The organism is Streptomyces sp. Ru62 (assembly GCF_002920615.1).
Lineage (GTDB): Bacteria > Actinomycetota > Actinomycetes > Streptomycetales > Streptomycetaceae > Streptomyces.
Genome location: NZ_PQSU01000001.1, coordinates 364,450 through 376,805, shown reverse-complemented (window position 1 = coordinate 376,805; position 12,356 = coordinate 364,450). Strand labels below are relative to the sequence as shown.

The 12,356-nt window shown below is 70.6% G+C and carries 8 protein-coding genes and 1 pseudogene; 2 read left to right on the top strand and 7 right to left on the bottom strand.

The window, feature by feature from the left end; translation table 11 throughout:
- Positions 1 to 7: 7 nt before the first annotated feature.
- The 3 genes from galK to galT are packed head-to-tail and all read right to left on the bottom strand — an operon-like array spanning position 8 to position 3,182.
- Positions 8 to 1,162 (bottom strand): galactokinase, encoded by a 1,155-nt coding sequence (gene galK, locus C3492_RS01820; RefSeq protein ID WP_103809910.1) that lies wholly within the window; start codon positions 1,160 to 1,162, stop codon positions 8 to 10.
- Entirely contained in the window at positions 1,162 to 2,124 is a 963-nt protein-coding gene (gene galE / locus C3492_RS01815; protein WP_103809909.1) for a UDP-glucose 4-epimerase GalE, read from the bottom strand. Before galE ends, galK begins: the two co-directional genes overlap by 1 nt.
- Positions 2,121 to 3,182 (bottom strand): galactose-1-phosphate uridylyltransferase, encoded by a 1,062-nt coding sequence (gene galT, locus C3492_RS01810; RefSeq protein ID WP_103809908.1) that lies wholly within the window; start codon positions 3,180 to 3,182, stop codon positions 2,121 to 2,123. The genes galE and galT overlap by 4 nt, the downstream gene beginning before the upstream one ends.
- A gap of 194 nt (positions 3,183 to 3,376) precedes the next feature.
- Between galT and C3492_RS01805 the strand changes: the two genes are divergently transcribed.
- Both C3492_RS01805 and C3492_RS01800 read left to right on the top strand, forming a co-directional pair.
- On the top strand, positions 3,377 to 5,068 hold the full coding sequence (locus C3492_RS01805; protein WP_103809907.1) for a sodium:solute symporter family protein: 1,692 nt from the start codon (positions 3,377 to 3,379) through the stop codon (positions 5,066 to 5,068).
- Between the two features lie 20 nt (positions 5,069 to 5,088).
- Entirely contained in the window at positions 5,089 to 5,436 is a 348-nt protein-coding gene (locus C3492_RS01800; protein WP_103809906.1) for a hypothetical protein, read from the top strand.
- A gap of 97 nt (positions 5,437 to 5,533) precedes the next feature.
- Here the strand turns inward: C3492_RS01800 and C3492_RS01795 are convergent, their stop codons facing one another.
- From C3492_RS01795 to C3492_RS01780, 4 genes and pseudogenes are all read right to left on the bottom strand, one after another.
- Positions 5,534 to 6,220, bottom strand: a complete 687-nt coding sequence (locus tag C3492_RS01795; protein WP_103809905.1) for a response regulator transcription factor — start codon at positions 6,218 to 6,220, stop codon at positions 5,534 to 5,536.
- Positions 6,221 to 6,378: 158 nt separating this feature from the next.
- Positions 6,379 to 8,234 (bottom strand): annotated as a pseudogene (locus tag C3492_RS01790) (PQQ-binding-like beta-propeller repeat protein).
- Between the two features lie 103 nt (positions 8,235 to 8,337).
- Entirely contained in the window at positions 8,338 to 10,272 is a 1,935-nt protein-coding gene (locus tag C3492_RS01785; protein ID WP_103809904.1) for a PQQ-binding-like beta-propeller repeat protein, read from the bottom strand.
- A gap of 235 nt (positions 10,273 to 10,507) precedes the next feature.
- On the bottom strand, positions 10,508 to 12,316 hold the full coding sequence (locus tag C3492_RS01780; protein WP_103809903.1) for an ABC-F family ATP-binding cassette domain-containing protein: 1,809 nt from the start codon (positions 12,314 to 12,316) through the stop codon (positions 10,508 to 10,510).
- Between the last annotated feature and the right edge of the window lie 40 nt (positions 12,317 to 12,356).

The window sequence follows — 12,356 nt, the reverse complement described above, 5'->3', positions numbered from 1 at the left end:
CGGAGGATCAGACGAGTCGCCGGGCTCCCGCCGAAGGGACCGCCTCGAAGACTCGTGGGGCTTTGAAGTCCGCCGCGGCGAAGGCCTCTTCGATCGCCTTGGTGAGGGTGTCGACGTCGGTCGCCTCCGCCAGGACGATCGCCGAGCCGCCGAAGCCGCCGCCGGTCATGCGGGCGCCCAGGGCGCCGGCGGCGAGGGCCGTGTCGACGACCAGGTCGAGCTCCGGGCAGGAGATGCGGAAGTCGTCGCGCAGGGAGGCGTGGCCCTCGGTGAGGACGGGGCCGATGGCGCGGGTGTCGCCGGCGCGCAGCAGGGCGACGGTGCGTTCGACGCGTTCGTCCTCCGTGACCACGTGGCGGACCAGGCGGATGACCTCCTCCTCGTCGCCGAGGCGGGCGAGGGCCGCGTCCAGGCCGTCGTAGGGGATGTCCCGCAGGGCGTCGACGCCGAGCAGGGCCGCGCCCTTCTCGCAGCCGGCCCGGCGCTTGCCGTACTCGCCGCCGCTGTGGGCGTGCTTGACCTGGGTGTCGACCACCAGCAGGCGCAGGCCCCCGGCCACGAGGTCGAAGGGGATCTGCTGCTGGGACAGGTCACGGGTGTCCAGGAACAGCGCGTGGCCCTGCTCGCAGCAGGCCGACGCCGTCTGGTCCATGATCCCGGTCGGCGCGCCGACGTAGACGTTCTCGGCGCGCTGGCACAGGCGGGCCAGCCGCCAGCGCTGCAGACCGAGGTCGTACAGGTCGTTCAGCGCCAGGGCGATCACGACCTCCAGCGCGGCCGACGAGGACAGGCCCGCGCCCGTCGGGACCGTGGAGGACAGGTGGATGTCGGCGCCGGTCACCTCGTGACCCGCCTCGCGCAGCGCCCAGACCACGCCCGCCGGGTACGCCGTCCACTCCCGGTCGGTCCCCGGGGCGAGGGCGTCCAGCCGCAGCTCCACGACCCCGCCCTCGACGTCCTGCGAGTGCAGGCGCAGGAGGCCGTCGTCGCGGCGGGAGACCCCGGCGACCGCCTGGTGCGGGAGCGCGAACGGCATGACGAAGCCGTCGTTGTAGTCGGTGTGCTCACCGATCAGGTTGACCCGGCCGGGCGCCGCCCACACACCCTCCGGCTCGGCCCCGTACAACTCGGCGAAGCGCTGCGCGACCTGCTGTGCACCCACTAGTGCTCCCTTGTGATGCTCTGCGCGAACTCCCACGCGTCCGCGACGATGCCCGCGAGATCCGCGCGGGTCGGGTTCCAGCCCAGTTTCTCGCGGGCGGTGTCCGCGGAGGCGACCAGGACCGCCGGATCGCCGCCCCGGCGCGGGGCCACCACCTCGGGGATCGGGTGACCGGTGACCTCGCGGACGGTCTCGATGACCTGGCGGACGGAGAAGCCGTTGCCGTTGCCGAGGTTGCAGATCAGGTGCTGGCCCGGGGTGGCGGCCCGGACGGCCAGGAGGTGGGCCTCGGCCAGGTCGGCGACGTGGATGTAGTCGCGGACGCAGGTGCCGTCGGCGGTCGGGTAGTCGTCGCCGAAGACCGAGATCGCCTCGCGGCGGCCCTGGGCGACCTGGAGGACCAGCGGGATCAGGTGTGACTCGGGGTCGTGCCGCTCGCCGTACGCGCCGTACGCACCCGCCACGTTGAAGTAGCGCAGGGAGACCGCCGCCAGGCCGTGCGCGTGCGCCTCGCCGGTGATCATGTGGTCGACGGCGAGCTTGGAGGCGCCGTAGGGGCTGGTGGGCCGCGTCGGGGCGCTCTCCGGGATCGGGGTCTGCTCCGGCTCGCCGTAGGTGGCGGCGGTGGAGGAGAAGACCAGCTTGCGGACGCCGGCCTCGCGCATCGCGGCGAGCAGGGCCATGCTGCCGCCGACGTTGTTGTCCCAGTACTTCTCCGGCTTCACCACCGACTCGCCGACCTGCGAGAACGCGGCGAAGTGCAGCACGCCGTCGAAGGAGGGGTCGAGCCACTTGGCGGCGTCGCGGATGTCGCCCTCGACGAAGGCCGCGCCGGCCGGGACGCCCGCGCGGAAGCCGGTGGAGAGGTTGTCGAGGACGGTGACCTCGTGGCCGGCCTCCAGCAGGTGCTGGGCCACGACACTGCCGACGTATCCCGCGCCACCCGTCACCAGGTACTTCATGAACTCGCTACCTCTCGCAGTCGCTCGGCCGCGCGCTCCGGCGGCACGTCGTTGATGAACACGCTCATGCCGGACTCGGAACCCGCGAGGAACTTCAGCTTGCCGGAAGTACGGCGGATGGTGAAAAGCTCAAGGTGGAGCGCGAAGTCGTCGCGCGTGACACCGTCGAACTCCTCCAGCGCGCCGAACGGGGCCTGGTGCCAGGCGGAGATGTACGGCGTCGGCGGCTCACCCTCGCCGAAGATCCGGTCGAAGCGCCTCAAGAGTTCCAGATAGACCTGGGGGAACTCTGTGCGTGCCGCCTCGTCCAGGGCGAGCAGGTCGGGCACGCGGCGCTTCGGGTACAGGTGGACCTCGTACGGCCAGTGCGCCGCGTACGGCACGAAGGCCGCCCAGTGTTCACCCTCAAGGACGACCCGTTCCCCGGCGAGTTCCTCTTCCAGGACCGTGTCGAACAGGTTCGCCCCGCCGGTGGCCTCCTTGTGGGCGGCGAGCGAGCGGAGCATCAGCGCGGTGCGCGGGGTGGTGAAGGGGTAGGCGTAGATCTGTCCGTGCGGGTGACCGAGGGTCACACCGATCTCGGCACCGCGGTTCTCGAAACAGAACACCTGCTCGACGGAGGGCAGATGCGACAGCTCCGACGTGCGGTCCGTCCACGCGTCCAGCACCAGCCGCGCCTGCTCGGCGCTCAGGTCCGCGAAGGAGGCGTCGTGGTCGGAGGTGAAGCAGACGACCTCGCAGCGCCCGGAGTCGCCGGCGAGGGAGGGGAACCGGTTCTCGAAGACGACGACGTCGTACGAAGAGTCCGGGATCTCGCTGAGCCGGTCGCCGCGGGTGGGGCACAGGGGGCACTCGTCGGCCGGCGGGTGGTAGGTGCGGCCCTGGCGGTGCGAGGCGACGGCGACGCAGTCGCCGAGCAGCGGGTCGCGGCGGATCTCGGACGTGGTGACCGTACGGTCCAGCGGGCGCCGGTCGACCGCGTCGCGCACGGTGTCGTCCCGCAGGTCGTAGTAGATCAGCTCACGACCGTCGGCCAGCCGGGTCGAGGTCTTCTTCACGCCGGACTCCTTGTTCGGGCCCTACGGGTGTGTCCGCACCCAATCACTCAACACAAACAAACATAACAGACCACAAGTCCACAACACCTCGGTCGATCACAATCAAACAAAGAACACCAGCTGGAGTGTTCAAATATCGAACACGGCGGCGTAGGTTCCGCTCTGGATCAGTTCGCGCAACGAAGCGAGTTCTCATGCAAACCCCCACATACGCCCCCACCTATCTGGCGGCGGAGCTACGACTCCCCACCAACTGGCTGGACTACACGATCCTGGCGATCTACTTCGTCGTCGTCCTGGGCATCGGCTTCGCGGCCCGGCGCTCGGTCAAGACGAGCCTCGACTTCTTCCTCTCCGGACGCTCGCTGCCCGCCTGGATCACCGGCCTCGCCTTCATCTCGGCGAACCTGGCGGCCACCGAGATCCTCGGCATGGCCGCGAACAGCGCCCAGTACGGCGCCTACACCGTCCACTGGTACTGGATCGGCGCCATCCCCGCCATGGTCTTCCTCGGCCTGGTGATGATGCCCTTCTACTACGGCAGCAAGGTCCGCTCGGTCCCCGAGTTCCTGCTGCTGCGCTTCGACCGGGCCGCCCACCTGCTCAGCTCGATCCTGTTCGCGTTCGCCGCCATCCTGATCGCGGGCGTCAACCTCTACGCCCTCGCGATCGTCGTCGAGGCCCTGCTCGGCTGGCCGCAGTGGGTCGCCATCGTCGTCGCCGGCGCGTTCGTCCTCGCGTACATCACCCTGGGCGGCCTGTCCTCGGCGATCTACAACGAGGTCCTCCAGTTCTTCGTGATCCTGGCCGCGCTCATCCCGATCACGATTCTCGGCCTGAAGAAGGTCGGCGGCTGGGGCGGCCTGACCGACAAGCTGACCGCAACCCACGGGGCCGACTTCACCACCGCGTGGGGCGGCACCGGCATCGGGCACGCCAACCCGCTCGGCGCCAACTGGCTGACCATCGTCCTCGGCCTCGGTTTCGTGCTCTCCTTCGGCTACTGGACCACCAACTTCGCCGAGGTGCAGCGCGCCCTGTCCGCGAAGAACCTCTCGGCGGGTCAGCGCACGCCGCTCATCGCGGCCTACCCCAAGATCTTCATCGTCTTCCTGGTGATGATCCCGGGCCTGGTCGCCGCCGCGATCGTGCCGAAGTTCGGCACCTCCGGCTCCGGCTACCAGTACAACGACGCCATCCCCTTCCTGATGCAGGAGCTGCTGCCCAACGGCGTGCTCGGCATCGCCGTCACCGGTCTGCTGGCCGCCTTCATGGCGGGCATGGCGGCGAACGTGTCGTCCTTCAACACCGTGTTCACCAACGACATCTGGGCCAAGTACGTGGTGCGGGGGCGTGAGGACGGCTACTACGTCCGCTTCGGCCGGCTGATCACCGCGATCGGCGTCTGCGCCTCCGTCGGCACGGCGTTCCTGGCGTCCTCGTTCTCGAACATCATGAGCTACCTCCAGACGCTGTTCTCCTTCTTCAACGTGCCGATGTTCGTCGTCTTCATCGTCGGCATGTTCTGGAAGCGGGCGTCCGCGAAATCCGGGTTCTGGGGCCTGCTCGCCGGCACCGTCACCGCGATGGTCAACTACTTCGTCCTCTACAAGAAGGACATCATCTCCATCCCGACCGACCAGGGCGCCAACTTCGTCTCCGCCATCGCGGGCTTCGTCGCCGGCGCGGTGGTGATGGTCGCGGTGTCGCTGTTCACCAAGCCGAAGCCGGCGGAGCAGTTGCAGGGCCTGGTGTACGGCACCCGCTCCCCCGGCATGTCCGAAGCGCCCGCCGAGGGCGACGACGCGTGGTACCGCAAGCCGGCCCTGCTGGGCTGGGGCGCGGTCGTGCTGGCCGCCGTCTGCTACATCCCGTTCTCGTTCTGACGCGGGAGGATCGAGGAACCATGACTGAGCATCCTGACCACTCCGAGCAGCCTCGTCGTCCGCTGCACTACACCGAGCAGGACGTCCTGCGGGAGGTCTCCGAGCTGGAGACCAAGTCGGCGACCGCGGCACGCATCTTCGACCTGCGGCGCATCATCGGCGGACTCTTCGTGGTCTACGGCGTCATCGTCACGATCACCGGGATCACCGACTCGCAGGCCGCGATCGACAAGGCCGAGGGCGTGAACATCAATCTCTGGACCGGGATCGGCATGCTGCTCCTGGGCATCTTCTTCCTGGCCTGGCTGAAGCTGCGGCCCACTCCCCCGCCGCTTCCTCCGGAGGGTCTGCCGGAAGAGAAGGAGTAAGTCCGGGGCCGACAGGCCGTGTCCCGACTGCGGGCGCGCGGGGGCTGGTCGCGCAGTTCCCCGCGCCCCTCCGGGGCGCTGCCCCAGCGCGGGGCGCCTAGTCGGCGGGCGCGTCCCGCAGGGGGCCCGCGCGGTCCAGGAGGCCCGTTCGGGCTGCCAGGGCCGCCGCCTCCAGGCGTGAGCCCACGCCCAGTTTCATCAGTACCCGCTGGACGTGCGTACGCGCCGTGCTCGGTGCGATGCCCATGCCCGCCGCGATCCGGCGCGTGTCCTCCCCGTCGGCCACCCGCACCAGCACCTCGACCTCCCGCGGCGTCAGCATCTCCAGGAGCCGCTGGGCCTCGTCATCGGGCTGTGCGGCGGGATTCAGCAGTTCGCTGAAGGCCCCCTGGAGCAGTTGCGGCGCCACCGCCGCCTCCCCGGCCCGGGCCTTCATGATGGCCCGCTCGACGCCCTCGATCCGCTCGTCGTGCCGCACGTACCCCGACGCCCCCGCGGCGAAGGCCGCCGCGATCCCGCGCGGTGACGGCACGGGGCCCAGCACCAGCACCGCCACCTGCGGACGTTCCCGCTTGATCTTGACCACCGGGTCGAAGATCCCCGCCTCGGCCGGTGCCGCCGTGCCCAGCAGGCACACCTCCGGCGCCCGCGCGATCACGAGGTCCGCCGCGCCCGCGGCCGGCGCCGCCGCGGCGAGCACCCGGTGCCCGCGCAGCTTGAGCGCGGACGCCAGCGCCTCCGCGAGCAGCCGATGGTCGTCCACGACCATGAGCCGCACTCCCATAGAGCAACCCCCCAGTCCCCCGGGCACCCCCGCCCTTCATGCCCCCGGAAGCTACACGCTTGTTCGACGTCGCGCTGCCCCTCTTCATGAGAAGTGCCCCGGATCGATGAAATCCGGGGCACTTCTCGGCAAGTCACTCATTCGGGTGAGGCCGCGGATCAGCCGTCCGTGCCGAACGCCATCACGAGGTACTCCTTGCTGTACGACGACATGTCCCGCTCCTTGGCGAACACGGCGGACATGTACAGCCGGCCCTTGCCGAAGCGGAGCTCCGCGTACTCCGGCAGCAGGTTGACCTCGGAGTCCCGCACGCTCTTCGTGGACGGGTTCTCCAGCAGCCTGGTCACCTTGAACGAGCCGCTGTCGATGCTGACGACCTGTCCGCCCTTGTTGTACGGCGGCGCGTCGTAGGCGATCAGGTTGCCGCCGTCCATGCGCAGCGGGGAGAGCGTGTAACCGTCGCCGGCCTCGGCGCGCTGGCCGGTCGGCTTGCCGGTCTTCAGGTCGAAGGCGACGATCTCGTTGGTCCGGGTGTACTCGCCCTTGCCGTCGTGCGCCTCGGTCATCAGGTAGAGCCTGCCGTTGCCCGCCACGACCTGCCGGCAGTCCTCGATGCGGTTGGTGCCGTCGCAGCGGCCCCCGTAGGTGTCGCCGGGCGCGGGGATGCGGGCGAGCAGCCTGCCGGTCTTGTCGTCGATGGAGAAGTAGTCCGAGACACCGCTGCCGTCGCCCGCGCTCTGGCCGACGTCGGCGGCGGCCACCAGCGGGTCGGTGGAGACGATGGACGCGTACAGGACGCCGTCCGGCATCCTGTACTCGGAGATCACCTTGCCGCTGACCGGGTCGATGGTCTGGATGTTGAGCTGCGGGTCGTCGTACTCGCCGCACTTGCGCACCGCGACCAGCCTGGCGCCGCCGCCGTACCCCTCGTCGTAGCAGGTGTCGTCGGGCTTCGGCTGCCACAGCGTCTTGCCGGACTCGATGTCGAACGCGGCGCCGCCGTCGGAGCCGCCGACCGCGACGGTGTGCTGGGCGACCGTCACATTGGCGAACATGACGGGGTAGTCACCGGACTTGACCGACTTCGTCCACAGCTTCTTCCCCGCGGTGAGGTCGATCGCAGCCACCTGGCTGCACCCCGCGGAGGAGCCCTTCTCCGGCATCTTCGGCTGGAAGGCGATCGCCGTCCGGCCGTCGTCGTCCACGTGCTCGCTGGCCGCGCACACCGGGCCGGGCAGCTTGATCGTCCACAGCTCGGTGCCCTTGACCGGGTCGTAGCCGACGACCTTCGCGATGCCGCTCTTGGCGTACACCGTGTCCGTCAGCCACGAGCCCTCCACGCTGACCGTGTCGTCCGCCTTGGGCAGCGGCACCCCGAAGAGCAGCCGGGAGGACGGGTCGGCGGGCGCCTTCTCCTTGCCGCCGCCTCCGGTCGTGCCCCCGGAGCCCTTGTCGTCCGAGCCGCCGGTGCCGCCACCGGAGGACGCGGTGTCGTGCCGCTTGCCGTCGTCCCCGGAGGACTTGGCGTACCAGATGCCGCCGCCGATGATCAGCGCGATGGCGACGACCGCCGCGACGACGATGAGCAGCACGGTGTTGTTCCGTCCGCCGCCGCCCGCCCCCGGCCGGGGCGCCATCGGCACGGTCGGCGGCTGACCCTGGCCCGGATGGCCCGGATAGCCGTAACCCGGCTGCATGCCTTGCATGGGCTGCGTGGGCTGGGCGTAGGGGTTGTGCGGCTGGGCGCCGTAGCCGGGAGACTGCGGGGCGGTGGGGGCGGGGGGCTGCTGGGCGTACGGGTTGTGCTGCGCGCCCGGGTAGCCGTAACCGGGCTGCGGGGGCGGACCGGCGGATAGCCGTAGCCCGGCTGCGGCGGCTGCGGCTGCGGCTGCGGCTGCGGCTGCGGACCCTGGGCCGGCGGCTGCGGAGGCTGCGTCGGCTGGGGAGGCTGGGCCGGGGGCTGCGGGGGCTGCGCCGGCGGCTGGTTCGGGGGTGGCGGGGGCGGCTGGGTCATGGCGCGGACACCTCGGTGACGCTCGGAAGGCCGTACGGCTGACGGGACTCGGGAAGGACGGGCCGCGACCGGCACGGGGGCCGGCCGCGGCGGTGCGCCCGGCTCAGTTGCCGAACGCCATCATGAGCTTCTCCTTCGAGTCGTCGTCGCCGGACAGCCGGCCCGAGGAGATGAAGAACCGCCCGTCGGCCCAGTCGACGACCCCGTCGTAGAAGGTGTCCTCGACCTCGGCGGCGCCCTGCGGGTTCTGCAGGAGCCTGGTCGTCCTGTGGGAGGAGCCGGTGACCGGCACCGACACCACCTGGCCGCCCGCGTCGTACGACGGCTGCACATACGCGATGAGCTTGCCGCCCTCGACCTTCACCGGCGCCATCGGCTGGTCCACCGGGGACTTGACCCGCCACTTCGCCTTGCCGTCGGAGAGGCTGATCGCGACGATCTCGTTGGCGCTGACCGTGGAGTCGGTGGGCAGGTAGAGCATGTCGGCGTCGACCGCCACGCCCTGGCAGCCCTGCAACTCGCGTTCCAGGACCGCCCAGCCGCAGCGGGGGGCGAACTTCTCGTTCACCTTCACCTCGGAGCGGAACTTGCCGTCCTTGGTGAACGTGGAGATGTTCCAGGCCTTCTTGTCCCGGTTGGTCAGGTAGACCACGAGCGGGTCGACCGAGTAGGTCCGGGTCACCTCCCAGCCCTTCTTGACCGTCTGGGTCCAGCGCACCTTGCCGGTGGCCGGGTCGAGTTCCTGGATCTCCTCGTGCTCCTTGGCGGTGCCGGCGCCGCAGGAGGCCACCTGGACCAGCCGGCCGGTGCCGCCCGCGAAGGCGGCCGGGAAGCAGGCCGCGCCGTACTTCTTCTTGTCGTACAGCTTCTTGCCGCTGTCGATGTCGTACGCCGTGCCCGACTGCGAACGGCCCACCATCAACGTCTTGCCGCTGACGGTCAGTTCGACGGTGAGCGCGCTGTCGAACAGCCCGCCGTCGGCGACCTCGGTGCTCCAGCCCTTCTCGCCGGTGCGCAGGTCGAGCTGCTGGAGCTGGTTGCACTTGGCGCGGTCGCCGCCGCCGCTCATGTACGCCACGACGATCTTGTCGTCGGCGGATTTCTGCGGGGTGACCGCGCAGATCTTCTGCGGGAGGGCGAGCGGCCCCCAGGCGGTGCCGCCGTCCCCGGTACGGAACGCGAAGACCTGCTTGTAGGCCGCCTTCACCGCCGTGTCGCCCGTGATCCACATGCCGGGCGCGTCGGCGCCGGAGGCCGGGGCGTCCGGCGCCGGCTTGTACCAGAGCACCTTCGCCTCGCCGGGCTGACGGCCGTCGTTGAGGTTCTCCGGGTCCTCACCGCCGCCGGACGTGGTCGGCGAGGCGGTGGCGGAGTTCTTGGGGTCGTCGCTCTGCTGGGCGACCGGCTTCTTCTCGCCGCCGCCGCTGCCGTCGCCGGTGAGCGCGAACACCGTGCCGCCGATGACGAGCAGCGCGGCCACCGCGGCCCCGATGATCAGCGCGGTCTTCTTCCGGGAGGCCGGCCTGCCGTCGGAGGGCCCGCCGGGCGCGGCGCCGGGCATGCCCGGGTACGGCGGCTGCTGCGGAGGGCCGTAGCCGGGCTGCGGGGTGCCGTACGGGCCGGGCTGCTGCGGGGGTTGCTGCGGATAGCCGTAGGGACCGGGGGCGGAGCCGTACGGGCCCGGCTGCTGGGGCTGCTGCGGATAGCCGTAACCCGGCGGGGGCTGCGGGGGCTGCTGCGGAGGACCGGCGGGCGGCTGGGGCGCGCCGAAACCGCCCTGGGCCGGTGGCGTCTGGGGAGCGGGACCGAAACCGCCCTGGGCCGGTGGCGCCTGGGGAGCGGGACCGAAACCGCCCTGCGCCGGCGGGTTCTGCGGGGCCGGGCCGAAACCGCCGGGCTGCACAGGCAGGTCCTGCGGAGGCTGGGCCCCCGGCGGCTGGGCCCCCGGCGGCTGGTCCTGCGACGGCTGGTCCTGCGACGGCTGGTCCTGCGGCGGTCCGAATCCGCCCTGCGGCGGCTGGTTGGGCGGCTGAGTCATCAGCGCTCTTCCCCCTCGTTCACTGATTTTTAGCCACGCCCTGAGGTTCGTGACGGACTCAAGGTCGTTCTCAGACAGTTCTCAGACGGCTCTTTCTATCACCCGGTGCAGACAGCACACGGGGCCGCGTCGTCCCCTGTTCCCAAGGGACGACCGGCCCGTGATGCCGCCGTTACGCGCCTTCACGCCCCCTTCACGCGGCGCTCGCGCCCCCTCCGTGAGCGGGCGTGAAGAATCAGGCGTCCTCCGCCAGTTCCAGCCAGCGCAGCTCCAGTTCCTCGCGCTCCCCGGCGAGATCCCGCAACTGGGCGTCGAGTTCGGCGACCTTCGCGAAGTCGGTGGCGTTGTCGGCGATCTGGGCGTGCAGCTTGGACTCCTTCTCGGAGATCTTGTCCAACTGACGCTCGATCTTCTGGAGTTCCTTCTTCGCCGCGCGCTGGTCGGCCGCGCTCTTCTCCTGTGTGACCGGCTTGGGCACCGCGGCGGCGGCCTGCGCGGCGACCGCCTCCTCCATCCGCTGCCGCCGCTCCAGGTACTCGTCGATCCCGCGCGGCAGCATCCGCAGCGTGCCGTCGCCGAGCAGGGCGAACACTCGGTCCGTCGTCCGCTCCACGAAGAACCGGTCGTGGGAGATGACGATCATCGAGCCGGGCCAGCCGTCGAGGAGGTCCTCCAGCTGGGTGAGCGTCTCGATGTCGAGGTCGTTGGTCGGCTCGTCCAGGAAGAGGACGTTGGGCTCGTCCATGAGGAGCCGCAGCAGCTGGAGCCGCCGCCGCTCACCACCGGAGAGGTCCCCGACCGGCGTCCACTGCTTCTCCTTGCTGAAGCCGAACGTCTCGCAGAGCTGCCCGGCCGTCATCTCACGGCCCTTGCCGAGGTCGACGCGCTCCCGGACCCGCTGCACGGCCTCCAGCACCCGCCACGTCGGGTCGAGTTCGGCGACCTCCTGGGAGAGGTAGGCCAGCCTGACGGTCTTCCCGACGGCGATGCGGCCACCGGCGGGCTGCTCCTCGCCCTCGGTCCGCGCGGCCTCGGCCATGGCCCGCAGCAGCGAGGTCTTCCCGGCGCCGTTGACCCCGACGAGGCCGATCCGGTCGCCCGGGCCGAGCTGCCAGGTGAGGTGCTTGAGCAGCACCTTGGGCCCGGCCTGCACGGTGACGTCCTCCAGGTCGAAGACCGTCCTGCCGAGCCGCGAGGAGGCGAACTTCATCAGCTCGCTGCTGTCCCGGGGCGGGGGCACGTCCGCGATCAGCTCGTTGGCGGCCTCCACCCGGAAGCGCGGCTTGGAGGTGCGGGCGGGGGCGCCCCGCCGCAGCCAGGCCAGCTCCTTGCGGATCAGGTTCTGCCGCTTCGCCTCCTCGGTCGCGGCGATCCGCTCGCGCTCGGCACGGGCGAAGACGTAGTCGGAGTAGCCGCCCTCGTACTCGTACACGTCACCGCGCTGCACGTCCCACATGCGCGTGCACACCTGGTCCAGGAACCACCGGTCGTGGGTCACGCACACCAGCGCCGAGCGCCGGTTCTGGAGGTGCTTCGCGAGCCAGGCGATGCCCTCGACGTCGAGGTGGTTGGTGGGCTCGTCCAGGACCAGCAGGTCCTGCTCCTCGATGAGCAGCTTGGCGAGCGCGATCCGGCGCCGCTCGCCACCGGACAGCGGGCCGATGACGGTGTCCAGCCCCTTCGGGAAGCCCGGCAGGTCCAGCCCGCCGAACAGCCCGGTCAGCACGTCCCTGACCTTCGCGTTCCCGGCCCACTCGTGGTCGGCCATGTCACCGATGACCTCGTGACGGACGGTGGCGTCGGGGTCGAGGGAGTCGTGCTGGGTGAGCACGCCGATCCGCAGCCCGCCGGAGTGCGTGACCCGTCCGGTGTCCGCCTCCTCCAGCTTGGCGAGCATCCGGATGAGGGTGGTCTTGCCGTCGCCGTTGCGTCCGACGACTCCGATCCGGTCCCCTTCCTGCACACCGAGCGAGACACCGTCCAGCAGGGCACGGGTGCCGTACACCTTGCTGACGTTCTCGACATTGACCAGGTTGACGGCCATTTCACTCCTGTGCGCGGGGCTGTTTCGACGCGCGGCTCCG

What these genes read in the sequence shown, in the direction of transcription:
- C3492_RS01795 (WP_103809905.1), bottom strand. Translation starts at nt 6,220, where the DNA reads ATGGGAGTGCGGCTCATGGTCGTGGACGACCATCGGCTGCTCGCGGAG.
- C3492_RS01800 (WP_103809906.1), top strand. Translation starts at nt 5,089, where the DNA reads ATGACTGAGCATCCTGACCACTCCGAGCAGCCTCGTCGTCCGCTGCAC.
- galE (WP_103809909.1), bottom strand. Translation starts at nt 2,124, where the DNA reads ATGAAGTACCTGGTGACGGGTGGCGCGGGATACGTCGGCAGTGTCGTG.
- C3492_RS01785 (WP_103809904.1), bottom strand. Translation starts at nt 10,272, where the DNA reads ATGACTCAGCCGCCCAACCAGCCGCCGCAGGGCGGATTCGGACCGCCG.
- C3492_RS01805 (WP_103809907.1), top strand. Translation starts at nt 3,377, where the DNA reads ATGCAAACCCCCACATACGCCCCCACCTATCTGGCGGCGGAGCTACGA.
- C3492_RS01780 (WP_103809903.1), bottom strand. Translation starts at nt 12,316, where the DNA reads ATGGCCGTCAACCTGGTCAATGTCGAGAACGTCAGCAAGGTGTACGGC.